General features: G+C 66.8%; 19 protein-coding genes. 11 read left to right on the top strand and 8 right to left on the bottom strand.

Features of this window, described 5'->3' with window-relative positions; all coding sequences use genetic code 11:
• Nucleotides 1-665: 665 nt before the first annotated feature.
• Both ACFEMD_RS18160 and ACFEMD_RS18155 read right to left on the bottom strand, forming a co-directional pair.
• Nucleotides 666-1,577 (bottom strand): hypothetical protein, encoded by a 912-nt coding sequence (locus ACFEMD_RS18160; protein ID WP_394742762.1) that lies wholly within the window; start codon nucleotides 1,575-1,577, stop codon nucleotides 666-668.
• Between the two features lie 53 nt (nucleotides 1,578-1,630).
• On the bottom strand, nucleotides 1,631-2,464 hold the full coding sequence (locus tag ACFEMD_RS18155; RefSeq protein WP_394742685.1) for an MBL fold metallo-hydrolase: 834 nt from the start codon (nucleotides 2,462-2,464) through the stop codon (nucleotides 1,631-1,633).
• A gap of 177 nt (nucleotides 2,465-2,641) precedes the next feature.
• On the opposite strand from ACFEMD_RS18155, the gene ACFEMD_RS18150 reads away from it, so the two are divergent.
• On the top strand, nucleotides 2,642-3,451 hold the full coding sequence (locus tag ACFEMD_RS18150; RefSeq protein WP_394742684.1) for a superoxide dismutase: 810 nt from the start codon (nucleotides 2,642-2,644) through the stop codon (nucleotides 3,449-3,451).
• A 92-nt stretch (nucleotides 3,452-3,543) separates the two neighbouring features.
• Here the strand turns inward: ACFEMD_RS18150 and dph2 are convergent, their stop codons facing one another.
• Nucleotides 3,544-4,593, bottom strand: a complete 1,050-nt coding sequence (gene dph2 / locus ACFEMD_RS18145; RefSeq protein WP_394742683.1) for a diphthamide biosynthesis enzyme Dph2 — start codon at nucleotides 4,591-4,593, stop codon at nucleotides 3,544-3,546.
• 137 nt (nucleotides 4,594-4,730) lie between these two features.
• On the opposite strand from dph2, the gene ACFEMD_RS18140 reads away from it, so the two are divergent.
• The 4 genes from ACFEMD_RS18140 to ACFEMD_RS18125 all read left to right on the top strand — a co-directional run bounded on the left by ACFEMD_RS18140 (nucleotide 4,731) and on the right by ACFEMD_RS18125 (nucleotide 8,013).
• Nucleotides 4,731-5,642, top strand: a complete 912-nt coding sequence (locus ACFEMD_RS18140) for a DUF7139 domain-containing protein (protein ID WP_394742682.1) — start codon at nucleotides 4,731-4,733, stop codon at nucleotides 5,640-5,642.
• Between the two features lie 81 nt (nucleotides 5,643-5,723).
• The gene (locus ACFEMD_RS18135) at nucleotides 5,724-6,767 is read left to right on the top strand and encodes a disk-shape morphogenesis protein volactin (protein ID WP_394742681.1); all 1,044 of its coding nucleotides are present in this window, start codon (nucleotides 5,724-5,726) and stop codon (nucleotides 6,765-6,767) included.
• Nucleotides 6,768-6,977: 210 nt separating this feature from the next.
• Complete coding sequence (locus tag ACFEMD_RS18130; RefSeq protein WP_394742680.1) at nucleotides 6,978-7,379, top strand: hypothetical protein; 402 nt, start codon at nucleotides 6,978-6,980, stop codon at nucleotides 7,377-7,379.
• A 10-nt stretch (nucleotides 7,380-7,389) separates the two neighbouring features.
• Entirely contained in the window at nucleotides 7,390-8,013 is a 624-nt protein-coding gene (locus ACFEMD_RS18125) for an METTL5 family protein (RefSeq protein ID WP_394742679.1), read from the top strand.
• On the opposite strand, the gene ACFEMD_RS18120 is transcribed toward ACFEMD_RS18125, so the two are convergent.
• Nucleotides 8,010-9,773, bottom strand: coding sequence for a rhomboid family intramembrane serine protease (locus ACFEMD_RS18120; protein ID WP_394742678.1), 1,764 nt, complete (start codon nucleotides 9,771-9,773; stop codon nucleotides 8,010-8,012). The genes ACFEMD_RS18125 and ACFEMD_RS18120 overlap by 4 nt on opposite strands.
• Nucleotides 9,774-9,865: 92 nt before the next feature.
• On the opposite strand from ACFEMD_RS18120, the gene ACFEMD_RS18115 reads away from it, so the two are divergent.
• A complete protein-coding gene (locus tag ACFEMD_RS18115) occupies nucleotides 9,866-10,150 on the top strand; it encodes a DNA-directed RNA polymerase subunit L (RefSeq protein WP_005555276.1) in 285 nt (94 codons plus the stop codon).
• A gap of 57 nt (nucleotides 10,151-10,207) precedes the next feature.
• On the opposite strand, the gene ACFEMD_RS18110 is transcribed toward ACFEMD_RS18115, so the two are convergent.
• Nucleotides 10,208-11,035, bottom strand: coding sequence for a hypothetical protein (locus tag ACFEMD_RS18110; RefSeq protein WP_394742677.1), 828 nt, complete (start codon nucleotides 11,033-11,035; stop codon nucleotides 10,208-10,210).
• A 128-nt stretch (nucleotides 11,036-11,163) separates the two neighbouring features.
• On the opposite strand from ACFEMD_RS18110, the gene ACFEMD_RS18105 reads away from it, so the two are divergent.
• Nucleotides 11,164-11,592, top strand: a complete 429-nt coding sequence (locus tag ACFEMD_RS18105; RefSeq protein WP_394742676.1) for a TIGR03668 family PPOX class F420-dependent oxidoreductase — start codon at nucleotides 11,164-11,166, stop codon at nucleotides 11,590-11,592.
• On the opposite strand, the gene hisF is transcribed toward ACFEMD_RS18105, so the two are convergent.
• Nucleotides 11,593-12,411 carry an imidazole glycerol phosphate synthase subunit HisF gene (gene hisF, locus ACFEMD_RS18100; RefSeq protein WP_394742675.1) on the bottom strand — a complete coding sequence of 273 codons (819 nt, stop codon included), beginning with the start codon at nucleotides 12,409-12,411 and terminating at the stop codon, nucleotides 11,593-11,595.
• Nucleotides 12,412-12,527: 116 nt separating this feature from the next.
• On the opposite strand from hisF, the gene ACFEMD_RS18095 reads away from it, so the two are divergent.
• Nucleotides 12,528-12,716 carry a DUF7550 family protein gene (locus ACFEMD_RS18095; RefSeq protein ID WP_394742674.1) on the top strand — a complete coding sequence of 63 codons (189 nt, stop codon included), beginning with the start codon at nucleotides 12,528-12,530 and terminating at the stop codon, nucleotides 12,714-12,716.
• On the opposite strand, the gene ACFEMD_RS18090 is transcribed toward ACFEMD_RS18095, so the two are convergent.
• Together ACFEMD_RS18090 and ACFEMD_RS18085 are read right to left on the bottom strand one after the other, a co-directional pair.
• Nucleotides 12,713-12,937 carry a ribbon-helix-helix domain-containing protein gene (locus tag ACFEMD_RS18090; RefSeq protein WP_394742673.1) on the bottom strand — a complete coding sequence of 75 codons (225 nt, stop codon included), beginning with the start codon at nucleotides 12,935-12,937 and terminating at the stop codon, nucleotides 12,713-12,715. The two genes, ACFEMD_RS18095 and ACFEMD_RS18090, sit on opposite strands and share 4 nt — an antisense overlap.
• A 171-nt stretch (nucleotides 12,938-13,108) precedes the next feature.
• Entirely contained in the window at nucleotides 13,109-13,408 is a 300-nt protein-coding gene (locus tag ACFEMD_RS18085) for a hypothetical protein (protein WP_394742672.1), read from the bottom strand.
• Between the two features lie 192 nt (nucleotides 13,409-13,600).
• Between ACFEMD_RS18085 and ACFEMD_RS18080 the strand changes: the two genes are divergently transcribed.
• From ACFEMD_RS18080 to menD, 3 genes are read left to right on the top strand one after another with little or no spacing between them, the layout of a single operon-like run.
• The gene (locus tag ACFEMD_RS18080) at nucleotides 13,601-14,200 is read left to right on the top strand and encodes a sulfite oxidase-like oxidoreductase (protein ID WP_394742671.1); all 600 of its coding nucleotides are present in this window, start codon (nucleotides 13,601-13,603) and stop codon (nucleotides 14,198-14,200) included.
• 55 nt (nucleotides 14,201-14,255) lie between these two features.
• A complete protein-coding gene (locus ACFEMD_RS18075; RefSeq protein WP_394742670.1) occupies nucleotides 14,256-15,605 on the top strand; it encodes an isochorismate synthase in 1,350 nt (449 codons plus the stop codon).
• Nucleotides 15,602-17,389: a 2-succinyl-5-enolpyruvyl-6-hydroxy-3-cyclohexene-1-carboxylic-acid synthase gene (gene menD / locus ACFEMD_RS18070; RefSeq protein WP_394742669.1), complete on the top strand. Its 1,788-nt coding sequence runs from the start codon at nucleotides 15,602-15,604 to the stop codon at nucleotides 17,387-17,389. Before ACFEMD_RS18075 ends, menD begins: the two co-directional genes overlap by 4 nt.
• The last annotated feature ends 49 nt before the right edge of the window (nucleotides 17,390-17,438 follow it).

Genomic DNA, 17,438 nt, shown 5'->3' with positions numbered 1-17,438 from the left:
GGTCGGGGGACTGCGGGAGACGCTCGAGAGCGGTGGCCGTCGATCGATCTCCTCGAGGTACGTACTCCCGACCGCGATCTCGGTTCGGTTGCCGTCGACTCGCCGGAAGCCGGGGGTACCTAAAGTCACTGCCGGAAGGCATGGGGTCGTAAACGTCCGACGTGAGAGCCACTGGGATGCCGTCGGTCGGCTACCTTGATCGGCCCGAATTACTCCCTCGGGTGAGGATCGGCGAATCGCTCGGGTCGACGGGCACTGGAAGGGGTTTCGCCGGCACATCTACAGACCGGACTCGCGGTCGCGGACGGTCTCGGTATCACCCAGACCACGGATCGGTTGTCCGCTTCCCGTTGGCCGATGGTGTACCGGGGGGCAGTCGGTACCGAAGACCGAGCAGGGTCGTCGTCACCTCGGGGATCGTCGGTCGGGAACTCCAGCCCTCGAGAGACGTCCGTTGCGCCGAACCCTGGGACGTCGTTCACTTCCGACGGCGACCACGGCTGTTCTCTGTGAATTAGTTCCTCCAAATCCGAACGATCTCCTTCGGACAGGTAAATCACATACCGATATACCAAATTCGGCGGTCGATCTCAGTAATAGAGGTTTGAGATTCGGCCGGAGCAGACGCTCTCGAGCCGGGTGTCGGGCAAGTAAGAACCAGAGAGTTAGTTCGGGAGCGCGAGTTCGGTCTCGGGGGCACCGCTCGTGAGCGCCGATCGCACCGCGGCGACGGCGTCGGTTACCTCCGACCCGTTCTCGAGCAACACCGTCTCGCTGGGGAACAGCTGTTCCCCGAGTACGAGTCCGTGCTCGCGGGCGGTCGAACCGGTGACCGTCAGGTAGACGCCAAGCCCCGCGTCGGCGATCGCGGCCTCCTCCTCGCGGCCCTCTGTGGGGTAGCGAAAGTCGACGCCGTCGAGCGTCTTCGTTCCTAGCACGGCCTGTACCAACCGTTCGTACCGGGGCTCGATACAGAGCGGTCCCTCGTAGCCCTCGAGGAAGTCGCGGTCGATCGGCGCCTGCTGGGGCGCCGTCTCCGGGGTCGCCATCAGCGTGTGATAGACGGTGTCGCCGAGTCCCGTGACGACGCGGACGTCGGTGTCGACGGGATTGATCCGGGCGTTGACGTCGGCGATCCGGTTCAGCGGTTCGGGACGGAGTTCGACGACCTCCTCGAGCACCAGGTCGGCGCTGTCGAACCCGAGTGCGAACTCGTGGGTCCGCAGCGCACGGAACGGCTCCTCGCGGCCGACGAGCTGGATCTCGGTGCCGTTCCCGTCCTCGAGAGGAATCGTGACGCTGTCGAAGACGATCCGTCTGGGCTTGCCGGCCCGGTCGTCCCGCAAGAGGGTGTACTCGGGCTCGGTCGGATCGTTGACGGTGCTGTAGGTGGCGAGGCGATGGTAGACGTCCGCCTCGGCGTCGAGGCGTCCTTTGGTGAGGGCCTTTTCGTGGCGGAGCGTCGAGGTAACGTCGTCCGCGAGGGCCGGCACGTCGAGGCGCGCAGCGATGCGATCGAGCACGCACTCGAGCGGGCGGCCCTTTCGCGGAACGGCAATCGGAATCGTCTCGCCCATCGACCGGTTCTCGGCCATCGAGCGGTAAACGAGTTGCGTTTCAGGAAGGAATGTTACAGATCGACACGATCGCCGATCTCGACGAGCTCGAGCCGATTCGGATACTCGAAGCTCTTGGCGTGGTGGTGGAGCACCTTCGGATCGGACGTCAGGCCGCGCCACATGTCCCAGTGACTAGGCAGCAGGGCTTCGAGCTCGAGATCGGTGGCGGCCTCGACGATCTGGTTCTCGTCGTTGTACCACCGCGTCCGCTTCGGTTCGCCGGTTTCTTTGTCGGGAATCCGCCCGACGGTTCCGAACGCGAGCGCGCCGAGGTCGATGTCGTACGCCGAACCGATCCGCTCGAATTCCTCGGACGGTTTGGTGTCGCCGCCGTGAAAGAAGGTGCCGGCCTCGTGGTCGACGACGTAGCTGACGGGGTGGGTCGCGTCGGGATCGTTGGCGTCCTCGACGTGGACCGTGAACTCGCCGATATCGATCGTCTCGCCCTCCGCTACCTCGACGAGTTGGTCGTCCGCGACGTCGTACTCCTCGGTCCAGGACTCCTCCTCGCGGGCGACGGTCAGGCTGTCGTCGGGCGCGTAGAACGTCGCGCCCGCGTTCTCGAGGACCGGCGCCTGGCTCGGTCCGTGGACGTGGTCGGTGTGTTCGTGCGTCGCGAGGACGGCGTCGGCCTCGCCGACGTCCTCGGGGTCGAACGGCACGGGAATCATTCGGACGGTTCGAGGCGGATCGCCAAGCCCGACGTACGGATCGATGAAGATCGTCGTCCCGTCGCTACCCTTGAGCACGAACCCGTTACAGCCGAGATACCAGACCGCGACGCCCTCGGGGGCGGCGTCCTCGATCTCGCGGACCAGCCAGTCGTCCCAGTCGCTGGATGTCATACTCGAGGATGTGCGAACCGGCTGGGTAAGTGTTGTGTCTCCCTGCTCGGCTACCGGTCGACGGCTCGCTCGAGCCTCGCCTGACCGACGATTGATTCAACCGCAGTTCGTTATTAGTTGCGGACTTTCGACTGCCGGGTGAATCTTGATGCGAAGCCGTACTGGTGTGTCTCACACATGTCGAACGATTCGATCCTCCCGACCGGACAGCGACGAGACGTCCTCCAGACCGTCGGCGGGCTCGCCGGATTCGCGCTCATCGGCTCGACGTCGGCGGCCGGTGTCGGCGACGACGGTGACGTAGAGGGGGACGGTGCGACCGAGAACGGACGGTACGCGCTTCCCGAACTCCCCTACGAGTACGACGCCCTCGAGCCCCACATCGACGAACGTATCATGGAGCTCCACCACAGCGTCCACCACCAGGGGTACGTCGACGGCGCGAACGCCGCCCTCGATACGTTCGAGGAGATGCGCTCGGAGAGCGACTACGAGGACGTTAAGGCCGCAAAGCGGGACTACTCGTTCAACCTCTCGGGGCACATCAACCACACCATTTTCTGGCAGAACATGAGCCCCGACGGCGGCGGCGAGCCGGACGGCGAACTCGGGGCCGCGATCGACGAGCAGTTCGGCTCGTTCGAGGCGTTCCGCGAGGAGTTCACCGCCGCGGCCGAGAACGTCGAGAGCAACGGATGGGCGATGCTGTTTTACGAACCGGTCGCCGACCTGCTGGTGATCGGGCAGGTCGAATCGCAGAACGGGCTGGCCCACCAGGGGTCGATCCCGATTCTGACGCTGGACGTCTGGGAACACGCCTACTACCTCCAGTACGAGAACGAGCGCGGAAGCTACGTCGAGGAGTGGTGGAACGTCGTCGACTGGGACGACGTCTGCAATCGCTACGAGTTCCTGACCCAGACTCGAGCCGACGAGGTGTCGGAGGGAAAGGCGAACGAGGACAAGGACACAGATTACGAGGAGTAACCGACTTCGGGAGCCGCCTTCACGGATAGTCAGCAGGACACCGCGGACGACTGCGAGTTCGGGGTCGGTTCTCGAGGTCCCGGACGCCGACCCTACCAGGTGCCGTGGAACGTGTCGAAGGAGAGGTCCTCGAGCGGTTTGTTGCCGACGGCGATCTCGTACTCGCCGGGGGTGAGCATCGGCTTGTGGAACTGCGGACCGTCGTCGGTCGTGATCCGCGGACAGCCGGTGTTGACGAACGCGTCCATATCGAAGTTCCGCAGGCGGTCCGGCGTCACCTCGTCCATCGTGATGAGGTAGGCGTCGTCGTTGTCCGCGAGGATCTCCTGGGCCTGATCCCAGCGACCCTGTCCGATCTTCGTACAGAAGATGACGCCCCACTTCTGGGCGTCCATCGCCTTGTGAACCGAGGCGTAGCGCTGTTTCAGGAACTTTTCCGTATCGGCGACCGTGACGACGTTGTTGACGGGGTCGGCGATGACGACGTGTTTCTCGGGGTGTTCCATCGCTAGCCCGAGCGGGTGGAACTTCCCGCCGCCGACGTACAGCACCTGATCGGCGGGGACGTCCGCGCTGGCGTAGTTACAGCCGAGCACCTGCCCCTCGTGGGTGAGTCGTTCGTCGCCGCGCCGACTCTGTACCTCGTACCCTCGCTCTTCCAGGAACTCGGTCATCTCCTCGTAGCGGTTCATGTGCTGGGCGGTGGTGACGAGGCCGACGCCCTCCGTTTCGTCGGGATCCTCGAGCGTGTCGAGGGCCTCCTCCATGATCGGTTGGACCTCGACGTTCGAGAACAGCGGCACGTAGATCACCTTGTCCGTGTCCTTCATCGGTGAGTGGCCGAAGTGAACGAACACGTCGGTGCGTTTCATCAGGTAGGTGTCGAGGTCGCAGGCGCCGTAGCAGGGCTGGCCCGAGAGCATGAACGTCACGTCGTCGCCGGCCAGCTCCCGGAGGTCGTCGGCCACTTTCGGGCCGCGGCGTTTCAGTCCCTCCGGGAACTGCAGGCCGACGGTCTCGGCGTCTCGTTCCTCGATCGCCTCGATGATTCGCTCGAGTTCGTAGTCCCACTCTCGGTCGTGCTTGAGGCTCATCCCCACGTTTCTGAGGTCTCCCTCGCTGTACTCCGACTCCTGGCTCATTGTCTCCGGTTACGGCCACGGACGTATAACGGCGGCGCTTCCCGGACGACTGCCGACTACTCCGATGAGAACACACTCATCATTTTATATATTATCAAACCAAAAAGTCATGGTGATGGAGTTAAAATCAGGGAGGCATGACAACGGAACAGTCCCCTGACGGCTACCTCCTCGAGCTCTACCGGCGGTACGTCGGCGAGCCAGAGGGGTACACCGACGTTTACGTCGGGTTCGGCCTCTTCTTCGGCGGAATCGGCATCGGAGCGACGGCTCTCCTGCTGTTCCTCTGGGGAAGCACCCACGAGGCACGGACCCTCGAGAGCGCCTACTACGACCTGCTCCAGCCGGCGTACGCGCTGGGGCTGCTGTCGCTACCGGCGACGATGCTCGGCGTGGTTGTCCTGTTGCCCTCCGATCGGCGAACGCTGTACGCCGCGGCCGGCGGTGCGACGATCACGGCTCTCGCCGTTGCCGGCTTCGTGTACGCGTACCCGTATCACTGGTACTTCGTCGGCGACGTCGACTACACGGTAGAGATCGTCACCGCGTACGCGGTCGGTCTCACCGGACTCGTCGCCTCGACTGGCGCCGCGCTGGTCGGCCACTATCTCGAGCTGGCACGCCGGGCGGAGTCGGCCGAAGCCGACGAGGACGACGAGGCCGACGACGGGCTCACGATGGCGGACATCCGCGAGGACATCGATGCAGCGATGGCTAGCGTCGACCTCTCCTGGGGCGGCGTCGAGAAGACCGACCACAAGCGCCTCGAGTTCGACGACGACGGGTTCGACGACGTCTCGATGGATCCCGGACAGGGGACGACGACGACCCGTTCGTCGGGGGTCGACGACGCCGTCGCGGGCCTGAAGGGGCTTCAGGGCCGGGAGACGAAGACGACGGCCTCGAGCTCGACCGTCGACGACCAGACGGCGAAGCTGACCGAACTCCGCGAGCGAAAGCGGGAGGAGCGAAACCGAGCGGATGCCGGCTCGAACGGCGTCCTCGGCCGGGTAGTCGCTCGCGTCCGCGCGCTGCTCGAGCGATCGTAGTCCGCCGCTTCTTCCCACACAGTTCATAAATCAATATATTCTCGCCATTAAACTTATAACCTGATAGGTACGTTTCCCGGTATGGCCAAAGGCCTAGACGTCGGCACGATGAACATCCTGTCGGCACAGCAGGACGGAAACGACACGGTGTTCGTACAGCAACGCAACTCCTTCGTGGAGATCGGCTACTCGGATATGGCCGAACAGATGCTCGCCCGGAGCGAGGTGTTGCACATCCGCAAGGACGACAAGGTGTACGTCGTCGGCGACGACGCCCTGAACTTCGCGAACATCTTCAACAAGGAAACCCGCCGCCCGATGAAACACGGGATCCTCTCGAACGACGAGCAAAGTGCGATCCCGATGATGAAACTCATCATCCAGCAGGTCGTCGGCGAGCCCGACCGCCCCGGCGAGAAGGTGTACTTCTCGACGCCCGCGGATCCGATCGACTCGGAGCTCTCGACGCTGTACCACCAGAAGACGATCGAGTCGTTCCTCGACGATATGGGGTACGACGCCGAACCCATCAACGAGGGGATGTCGGTCATCTACAGCGAGCTCGCGGACAACAACTTCACCGGGCTGGGGATCAGCTTCGGCGCCGGGATGACGAACGTCTGCCTGGCGTACTACGCGGTACCGGTGATGAAGTTCTCGGTCGCCCGCGGGGGCGACTGGGTCGACGAGCAGGCCGCCCGCGCGACCGGGACACCGGTCGACAAGGTCACCTCGATCAAGGAGGACGACTTCGAACTCGACTTCACGACCGACGTCGGCGGGGTCGAGGGCGCACTGTCGATCTACTACGAGAACCTGCTCGACTACGTCATCGAGAACATCGTCAGCGAGGTCGACGAGGAGGACATCGAGGAGGGACTCGACATCCCGGTCGTCGTCACGGGCGGAACCTCGAGCCCGCTCGGGTTCGAGAAGCTGTTCCGCGACCACCTCCGCGAGGCGAGCATCCCGTTCTCGATCAGCGGCGTCTCCCACGCCAGCGAACCGCTGTACAGCGTCGCTCGAGGGGGACTGGTCGCCGCCCGCTCCGACGAGGACGTCGATCACGAGGAGTCCGAACCCGAACCGGAGCCGGAAGCGGAACCGGCGCCGCCGAGCGAGTGAAGCGCTGCGGGCTGTCTTTGCACTGAACGTTTTCTCGAGCCAGCCCGTTCGTGCTCCGGGCTGGCTCGGTACGCTGTTTTCGACCGAATAACGTCCATTGAGGTCGTTCTCGTCGGTCGATCGCCGTCCCTGAGCCTCGCCGTTCGGCGTCGCTGTATTACTTCTACGCATCAGAAATGTTTTTGTATGCAGGACATGTATGCACTCGCAATGAGCACGACGTCCGGTCCCGAACTCGAGTCGCCGATCGACCGCTGTCGACCCGCAGACGTCACGCCCGTCACGATCGAGGCGACCGCACTGGAATCGACCGCGCCGGAGTACCTCCGGGATCTCAAGCGCGACCTGCACGACGAGGGGCTCTCGCCGACCGAGCTCACCCTCGAGGCCCGTTTCGGCGAGGACTGCTCGCTCGCCACCCAGGACGAGGCCGATCGCATTCGGAGCTACGTCCGCGCCGGCGCGTTCCTCGGCGTCGACGCCGTGACGGTGTCGGCCGACGCCGTCGCGAACGCCGGAAAGGTCCGGCCCGCGCTCGCGGCCTGCGCCGAGCGCGCGGATCGAGAGGGGATCGCGCTCGAACTCGACGCACCCATTACGCTCGAGCGCTGACGCCGGCGTAATGTCCGGTCCCTCCCGGCGCACGCTCGCCCGACGGCTCGAGTCGCTAACCGACTTCGCCGAACCGTCGGCCTCGCTCGAGCAGTACCTGACGCCGCCGGAGATCGCCGCCCACATCTGTCACCTCGCCGGACTCCAGAACGACCTCGAGCGCCGGGTGATCGATCTGGGCACCGGAACGGGGATGCTCGCGATCGGGGCCGCCCTGGCCGGCGCCGATCGCGTCGTCGGCGTCGACGTCGACGCCGGCGCGCTCGCCCTGGCCCGCGAGAACGCCGCGCGGGTCGGCGTCGCCGACCGTATCGACTGGCTCCGCGGGAACGCGACGCGAGCTCCGCTGGTTCCCGCGGAGGCGACCGTCGTCTCGAACCCCCCCTTCGGTGCCCAGCGGGGCAACCGCCACGCCGATCGGGCCTTCCTCGAGACCGCCCGCGAGATCGGGGCCGTCTCCCACACGATCCACAACGAGGGGAGCCAGTCGTTCGTCGAGTCGTTCGTCGCCGACGCCGGCGGCGACGTCACCCACGCGTTTCGCGCCGAGTTCCCGATCGAGCGGCGCTTTGACTTTCACACCGAGAGCGAGCGCACGCTCGAGGCCGAAGTTTTCCGGATCGAGTGGGATTAGTCGTACGTCTCCTCGACCGCGACTGGAACCTCGGTCCCGTTCGAAACCGCGTAGATCGTCCCGTCCTCGCGTTCGAACGCGAGCCCGTCCGCGGTTGCCGACTCGTTTTCATCGGGTACCGGCACGGTCACGGTCTCGCCCTCGTCCGATTCGGCCACCTCGAGCAGGAACTCGCCGTCCTCGGTCGCGACGGTCACGTTTTGGCCGTCGATCCGCGCGTCGGCGGTCGACTCGTTCGACTCGTGGGCGAGCTGGCGGTCCTCGCCGCCGCCCTCGATCCAGACCTGGTAGACCGTCTCGTTGCCGACGGGCTCCCAGCCGGTTCGCTCGACCGTGACGCCCTCCCGCCAGCCCGGCCCGCCGACGTACACCGTCTCCTCGCCGCTGAACGCGAGCTGCTGGCTCGACACCGCGTCGAGCCAGACCTGGTGGCGGTCGTTCGAGACGATCACCCCGCTGGACTCCATCGAGACGGCCTCCTCGAGCGGACCGACAGCGACGGGCGAGACGAGTTGGTTCTGAGCGCCTTCCTCGTAGGTGACGGTGTAGCCCTCGATCTCGACGGCGGCGTCGGCGGTCGTCTCCCCGTCGATCACGAGGAGGTTCGTCGGGACGGCGACCCCCGCCAGCGAGGCGGTGACGAGAAGGACGGCCAGAAACGCCGCCCGCTTGTGGTGTCGACGCCCGGCGTTCGCTCCTCCGCCGGCGATCGCGGCGACGCGCTCGAGGCGGGCCCCGGTCCGGTCCGCACTGTCGCGGGCCAGCTCGAGCGCGCGGTCGGCTGTCGTTCGGTCGACCGATCCCTCGCTTCGGCGGAGGCGACGCGGGAGCAGCGGCGTCGCGGAGCCGGTGACCGCGACCGTGACGACGACCGCGAGGATCGCCACGACGACGATCCCGGGCCCACGCAGCAGGACGAACGTGTTCTCGCCGCCGAACCAGTAGATCGCCCACAGCGACTTGCCGAAGCCGAACAGCAGGACGGCCAGCCAGAGGTGTAACGGGTTCGGCCGTCGGCTTCGTCGCTCGAGTACCAACACACCGAGAACGATGCCGATGAAGAAGCCGAGGCCGTGGCCCTGGATGGCGATCGTCGCCCACGACGGCGGCTCCGGGGGGCTCGCCTCGACGATGTGGACGGTGATCGGGCTCTGGAGGGCCTGCAACACCGTCAGCAGCGCTCCCTGCAGGCCGACCGTCCCGATCAGGGTCGCGATCGGGTAGTGGACGATCGCGAAGCCGGCGAACGCGAAGACGATCCCCGAGAAGCCGATCACCGGGCCGAGCGCGAAGAGGCTGGTCGCCAGTCCGACGGCGACGACGACGAGGGGGAACACGACCAGCGCGCGCACTCGAGGGTCGGCCAGCCGCGAGTCCCGCTCGTCGTCCGGGTAGTGTCCCCAGGCGTACTCGGCGATCGGCGCGACGACCGCGGCCCCGGCCAGGTTCCCCAGCAGGTGGCTCGGGCCGGCGTGGGAAAAGGACGCGGTGAGCATCCCCAGCGGGGCGAAGTACGACCAGGCGCGGTAAGGGATCGTGACGGGATCGGCGAAGTCGGTGATCCCGTCCTGGACGAACAGGTAGCCACAGCAGACGCCGACGAGGACGACGACCGACCCCCAGGGAACGCCCCAGACGAATCGGGCCCGTGCGGCCTCGCCCCAGGGCCGCTCCGGGCGGTAGAGCCGTCTGACGACCGCCACCGAACCCAGCAGCGTCGCCAGCACGACGAGTCCGAAGCCGACCGCGATCGGATCCATATTCTCTGGTTCGACCGAACCCGTATAGGAATTGCTGCCGCGCGGGGGTCGAAAAGGAAAGGTACAAGCGCCCGACGGCCCCACTGGCGGGTATGGAACTGCGGGTCACCGAGAGCAGTGAGAACGAACTCTCGATCGAGATCGCCGGCGAGGACCACACCTTCATGAACGTGCTGAAGGGGACGCTCCTCGAGCGCGAGGACATCGCCGCGGCGACCTACGACGTCAACCCCGAACAGTCGGGCGGCCAGACCGAGCCGATCCTGACGATCAAGACCGAGGGCGGCGTCGACCCCCTCGAGGCGCTCGAGGCGGGCGCGACCGACGTCCGGGAGAAGACGACGGCGTTTCGCGACGCGTTCGAATCGGCCGCGTAGACCGGTTTTCGACTGCTCTCTTCGGTACTGTTTCCGAACGGGGAGCTACGCGTTCGATCAGCAGGCGGCGTAGACGACGTGAATCGTCCCGTCGACGACGTGGACGTCGAGCCCCTCACCAGGTGGCCCGGCCAGGATCGCGTCGCCGTCGTCCGCTCCCGCCAGCGCGGCCGCGACGTCGTCGGCGAGCGCGGCCTCGTCGTCGTAGTCGTCGACCGGAGACTCGAGTGCGAACTGGACGCCGACGAACTCCGCCTCGCAGTCGACCCCGAACTCCCCGGGATCGGCGGGGCTCGGCTCGGCGTCGTCGTACTCGCTCGCGACGAACGCCCGATTCTGGTACTCCGCGAACGCCGCGAGATCGTCGTCGTACGCGCTCGAGCCGTCGGTTCGTTCGGCCTCGAGTCGCTCGTGGACCGCGAGTTCGGTCTCCTCGAGGTCGATCCCGGCCGCCTCGGTACCCTCGCCGGGCGCGTCGGGCGGCGAGGGCGAGCCGATCCCCGGCAGCACCGACGGCGAGATGATCCCCGTCGCAAAGAGCAGGACGACGACGCCGATCACGGCGAACACCGGCAGGTAGGGTTTCGCCACGTCGAGCCAGCCGGGGACGTCGAGATCGCGGTCGACGCCGTCGTAGCGCTGTTCGACTTTCTCGAGGTCGTGACCGTTACAGCGCGAACACGGCGGATTGTTCTTGACGTGGTCCCGACCGCAGTTCTGACAGCGCCAGACGTAGGTCGTTCCGGTGTCGACCGTTTCCGTTCGCGGCGACTCCTCTTCGCCTTCCCGGACGACCGCCTTCTCGAAGCTGTTGTGTCCGCACTCGCGACACGGGGGGTCGTTCGCTTCGTGTGGTTCCCCACACCAGGTACACCGCCACTTCACTGGTAGAAGGGCACGACCGCGACGAGATAAGCGTACTGGATCGCGAGGTCTTCGCTCGGGACCGCCATCGCATCCGTGTGCTCGCAGCGCGGGAACAGCCTTTCGGCGCTCGCCGCCGTCCTCGGCGTATGCAACCGACGGAACGGGCGTTCCTCGAGCGCGCCCGCGTCGGACGGCTGGCGACGGTCGACGACGGGGCCCGACCCCACGTCGTCCCGATCTGTTATGCCCTTCCCGACGGGTCGCGACTCGTCTCCGCGGTCGACGAGAAGCCGAAATCGACCCGAGAGCTCCGTCGCGTTCGAAACGTCAGGTCGAACCCGCGGGTCGCGGTGGTTGTCGACCGGTACGTCGAGGACTGGGCGCGGCTCGGGTGGGTACAGGTCCGGGGCCGAGCGACGGTCCTCGAGTCGGACGCGACGTCTCACGGCGAGGCCGTCCGGGCCCTGACGGAGAAGTACGATCAGTACGCCGACCACGACCTCTCCGGACGACCCGTCCTCGAGATCGAGATCGGTTCGACGGTCTCGTGGGGGAGCCTCGACGGGGTTCCGTAGCTACTCGAGTCGGACCGGAACGCCGCGCTCGTCCAGGTACTCCTTCGTGTCCTCGATCGAGTACTCGTCGAAGTGGAAGATCGAGGCCGCCAGCCCCGCGTCGGCGTCGGCCTCGGTGAACACCTCGTACATGTCCTCGGGGCCGCCACAGCCCGAGGAGGCGATGACGGGGGTGTCGACGGTGTCACAGACGGCCTTCGTCAGCGGCACGTCGTAGCCGTTCTTGGTGCCGTCCTTGTCGATCGAGTTGACGAACAGCTCGCCGGCACCCCGCTCTTCGGCCTCGGCGGCCCACTCGAGGACGTCGATCCCGGTTCCCTCGCGACCGCCCTTTTTCGTACACTCGAACCAGCACGACTCGCCGTCGACCTCGACGTAGTGCTCGCCGTCCTCGTCGAACCGCCGTCTGGCGTCGACGCTGATGACGATACACTGGCTGCCGAAGGCGCGGGCGCCCTCGGTGATGAGTTCCGGTCGCTCGAGGGCGCCGGTGGTGATCGAGACCTTGTCGGCCCCCGCCCGCAGCGTCTCCTTGATGTCGTCGGTCGTGCGGATTCCTCCGCCGACGGTGAGGGGAATGAACACTTCGTCGGCGACGTCGTTGACGACGTCGAGCATCGTCTCGCGGCCCTCCGCCGACGCCGTGATGTCCAGAAAGACGAACTCGTCGGCGCCGGACTCGTTGTACGCCTTGGCCATCTCGACGGGGTCGCCGGTGTACTCGAGGTCCTCGAAGTGGACGCCGGTGTACACCGCCGGGTTCCCGTCCTCGTCGAGGTCGACGTCGATACACGGGATGACGCGTTTGGTCAGGGTCATTCGTTGTGCGAGGGTTGGCACCCCGGGTAGTAAAGCCGTCTGGATCGGGCAGTCACCGCTCTTCGTCGTCGGCGCGTGTAGGTGTCTTTAAGAAGCCGACTCGAGTAAACGCGAGTATGGCAGACGACAGCGAGACAGATCCGGCGGTTGATCACGACTCGGGAGCCGACGTCGGCCACGACCTCGAGGCCGAACGGACCACCGCACCGATGGGTGAGTACACCGCACGCGACGTCGGGATCGGCTTCGTCGTCGCGCTGGTTGGGCTCCTGGTGACGTTCGGGATCCCCCTGCTTGCCTTCTAGAAGACGTACTCGTCGTCGTGGCCCATCATTCCGTCGTCCTCGAGGCCACCGCCCATTCCCTCGTCGTCGTCCTCCATCGGACCGCTCGTCTTGTACGCCTTGATTCCCGTCGACAGGAGGTCCTCGATCGCTTCCTCTCGGTTGACGAACTCTCCCCGCTCGACCATCTGTGCGATCTGCATCTCGAGATGTTCGGGGATGGTGATCTCTACTTTCGGCATCTGATTCGGCTTTCGGCGAGGGGGTATTTAGCTCTGGCGGGGAATCTACGCCGACGTGAAAGAAAAGATCTCTCGGGTGCAACTATTGTTTCCGGCTCCGTAGCGCCGGGAGTCGACACCGGGCGCCGGCTATCGGTTCCGGCAACGGCGCGCCCGCGGCCGTGACGGCTCTCACTTGTTCCCCATCATCGAGTCGATGGCGTTCTTGAGCGTCGTTCCGGGTCGGGTGATCGACTCGAGCTGCCGGCGCATCTTCCGCTGGTTGAAGTAGCTCGCGAACGCGAGGATCGTCGGCGGCCAGAGACCGACGAAGATCCCTCGCTCGTGGTCGCCGCGAACGAAGTAGTAGTACAACGAGAGGCCGACCGATGCGAGGGAGGCCATGAATGCGGGCCCCATCGCCTCTTGCCCGACTGCTTCGACCGACTGTTCGGACATCTCCCGTTCCGTCATCTGTTGTTTGCTTTCCATACGGAAGCCTGGTCCACGAGACTACACTAAGGGGTAGCGAGGGTTTCGCGACGCAGTTCCGGATTACCGGCCTGTTTCGACCGTTTCGTTCCGTTTCGTCGGGTCCACCCTCGGGCGAATCGACGGTTTTGCGCGGCCGTTCTCGTCTCCGGCAACGTCAGACCTACGTCAACGGACGCCCTGCATCCGCATATGAGCGACGCAACCGACGTCACGGATCTTTACCTCGAGTTCGGCGACGAGCGCCTCCCGCCGGGCCAGCGCGAGACGACGGCGTTTCCGGTGCTCTCGAAGAGCGGGACGCCGGAGTTCGACCCCGAGACGTGGGAGTTCACCGTCACCGGGGCGGTCGAGGAGGAACTCGCCCTCTCCTGGGCGGAGTTCCGCGAGCTGCCGACCGTGACCCAGCGTCAGGACTTCCACTGCGTTACCGGCTGGAGCAAGTTCGACTGCGAGTTCACGGGCGTTCCCTTCACGGAGCTGGCCGAGCGCGCCGGGGTTCGAGACGACGCCGTCCACGTCATGTTCTCGGCGCTGGACGATTACACGACCGACCTCCCGCTCGAGGACTGCCTGCGCGAGGAGGTGTTGCTGACCTGGGCGTACGACGGCGAGGAGCTGCCGGCCGACCACGGCGGCCCGCTCCGGGTCGTCACGCCTCACAAGTACGCCTACAAGGGCGCCAAGTGGGTCGATGGGATCGAGTTCCTCACCGATCCCGAGCCGGGGTACTGGGAGCGACGCGGCTACTCCGAGACGGCCGATCCCTGGAACGAGGAGCGATACAGCTAGACTCGTTTCTGGCGAATAGTTAGGCTGAAGGCGGGCCAGTCCTGACGTTCCGTCGATGGACCGAACGTTGGGCGGGCGACAACCGACCGGCGACTCGAGGCCCGCAGACGGGAGCGACGACACCGGGCTAGCGAGTCGGAGTCGCGAACTCGAGGACGTTTCCTTCGGCGCGATCAGCGAGGCCGACGGCGCCTGTCGCGTCCAGTGGGCGACCCCGGAGGGGCTCGAGGTCGTCGGACGCGGCGTCGCGGCTCGGCTTACGGCCCGCGGCCCCGAGCGGTTCGAGACGATCCGCGAGCGGGCTACGTCGGTCTTCGGAGGACTGGACCACACCGGTCCGGACGCCGCTCGCCCGCGCGCGTTCGGGGGGTTTTCGTTTCACGACGGCCACGAGGCGGTCGCTCCCTGGACGGGGTTCGAGGCCGCCTCGTTCGTCGTCCCCGAAATACTGGTGAGTCGGAGCGACGAGGGGACGTGGCTCACCGCGGTTGGTGACGACGCCACGGAAGCGACACGCCGACTCGAGGAGTGGTACGACGGCCTGCTCGAGCTGCCGGCGATGCGTCCGAGCGGAGCGGGGCCGGGCGTCGCCGAGACGCGACGGACCACCCCGATCGAGTCCTGGCGGACTCAGGTCGAGGCCGCCCTCCAACGGATCGACGCCGGCGAGCTCACGAAGGTCGTCCTCGCGCAGGCGCTGTCGGTCGACCTCGAGGGACCGATCGACGTCCCCGCGACCGTCGAGCGGCTGCGTCGGCAGTATCCGAACTGCTACCGGTTCCTGATCGGCGACGGAACCAGCGGCACCTTTTTCGGCGCCCCGCCGGAACGGCTGGTGTCGAAACGCGGCGACCGAGTCGAGACCGAGGCGCTTGCGGGCTCGGTGCCCCGCGGCGAGACTCCCGAGGAGGACGACGACCACCTCGAGCGGATGCTCGACAGCGAGAAGCTCCGCCGCGAGCACGGACTCGTCGTCGAGTCGATCCGCAACCAGCTCGCCCCGCTGGCGAGCGAGCTCGCCGTCGACGATCGAACGGTGCGCCGACTGGCGACGATCCAGCACCTGCAGACGCCGATCGAGGCCACCCTCGAGGCCGATCAACACGTCCTCGAGCTCGTCGAGGCCCTCCACCCCACGCCAGCTGTCGGTGGCGTCCCCCCCGAGACGGCTCTCGAGACGATCCGCGAGACCGAATCGTTCGACCGGGGGTGGTACGCCGCGCCGATCGGCTGGTTCGACGCCGCCGGCGACGGCGAGTTCGCGGTCGGCCTCCGATCGGGCGTCGCGACCGACGAGACCGTGACGCTGTTTGCGGGCAACGGGATCGTCGCCGACAGCGATCCCGACGAGGAGTGGGAGGAAGTACAGCTGAAGTTCCGTCCCATCCTCGACGAGCTGCGATGAGCGCCCCCAACCGCGCGACGCTGTGGGGTCGGACGCTCGTCGACGAGCTCGCGAAGGGCGGGCTCGAGGCGGTCTGCATTTCGCCGGGGAGCCGATCGACGCCCCTGACGGTCGCCTTCGCCGAGAGCGATATCGAGGTCTTCTCGCACTTAGACGAGCGCTCGGGGGCCTACTTCGCCCTCGGTCGGGCCCGGCGCACGGGGAAGCCGACCGCGCTGGTCTGTACCTCCGGCACCGCGGCCGCGAACTTCCACCCCGCCGTCATCGAGGCGAATCAGGCCCGGGTGCCGCTGCTCGTCCTCACCGCCGATCGACCCCACGAACTGCGCGACAGCGGCGCCAACCAGACGATCGACCAGGTCAAGCTGTACGGCGACGCCGTCCGCTGGTACGCCGAGCTTCCCGACCCCGAGGCCGACGAGCGGAAGGTCCGGAGTCTGCGGACGACCGCGGGTCGCGCGCTCGCCGAGACCGTCGGGACCCCCGCGGGCCCGGTCCACCTCAACTGCCCGTTCCGGAAACCCCTCGAGCCGACCGACACCGAGGAGGTCCCCGACTCGTTCGCGGGGACGCTCGCCGGACAGGGACGGGAGAGCGCGTTCGTCGAGACCGCCCGCGGACGGCCGACCCTCGAGGCCTCGAGCGACGCGGTCGGCGGGCTCGCAGAGGCGCTCGCGACGGCCGATCGCCCGCTGTTCGTGGCGGGCCCCGCCGATCCCGTCGACCTCGTCGAGCTCGAGCCCGCGACGGTTCTCACGCTCGCCGACCGCGTCGGCGCCCCGGTGCTCGCCGATCCGCTCTCGGGACTGCGGTTCGGCGAGGACGTCGCCGACGAACCGGTCTACGGCGGCTACGACGCCTACGCCGACGTCCTCCCGGAGCCCGACATCGTCGTCCGGTTCGGCGCCTCGCCGACCTCGAAACCGCTTCGACAGGTCCTCGCGGCGGCCGACGCTGACCAGTACCTGCTCGACCCCGCCGGGGAGTGGCGCGAGGCGTCCTTTACTGCGACCGACCTGCTCGCCGCGACGCCGGAGTCGGTGTTCGAAAGCGTCCGCGAGCGTCTCGAGGAGTCCGGCGAGGACGCCTCCATCGGTGCCGACGACGAGTGGCTCGAGCGTTTCGAGCGGGCCGAACGCGTCCACGGGGAGGTTCTCGAGGGCGCCCTCGAGGCCGAGGCGCTCGAGCGCGATCCGTTCGAGGGGGCCGTCCTCGCGACCGTCTTCGAAGAGGCGCCCGATCCTGCGACGGTAGTCGTCGCCAACAGCATGCCGATTCGAGACGCAGACCGGTTCGCTCGGCCCCGAGAGGCCGATCTCACCGTACTCGGAAACCGCGGCGCCAGCGGGATCGACGGCACCGCGAGCACGGCCCTCGGCGCCGGCAGCGCGACCGACGACCCGCTCGTGCTCGTCACCGGCGACCTCTCCTTCTATCACGACTCGAACGGGCTGCTGGCCGTCGATCGCTGCGGCGTCGACGCGACGATCGTCCTGCTGGACAACGACGGCGGCGGAATCTTCCAGAAGCTGCCGATCGCCGACTTCGAGCCGCCGTTCACCGACCAGTTCGAGACGCCCCACGGCCTCGAGTTCGAGCCCCTCGCGGCGCTGTACGGTCTCGAATTCGAGCGCGTCGAACCCGCCGACTTCGCGACGGCCTACCGACGGTCGCTCGAGCGAGCGGGAACGCAAGTGCTCGCCCTCGAGTTCGATTCGCAGGCGAACCACCGGCGCCGCGAGGAGCTGGAGACGCGGCTCGAGGCCGCGCTCGTGGAGAAGTAGAACGCCGCGACCGCGGTCGAAACGGAACGGATACACCACGTTTCGGTTT

The organism is Natronococcus roseus, from assembly GCF_043677095.1.
GTDB classification, from domain to species: Archaea; Halobacteriota; Halobacteria; order Halobacteriales; family Natrialbaceae; genus Natronococcus; species Natronococcus roseus.
Note: the sequence above shows the minus strand (reverse complement) of the source record. Positions and strands in the feature narration are given on the sequence as shown.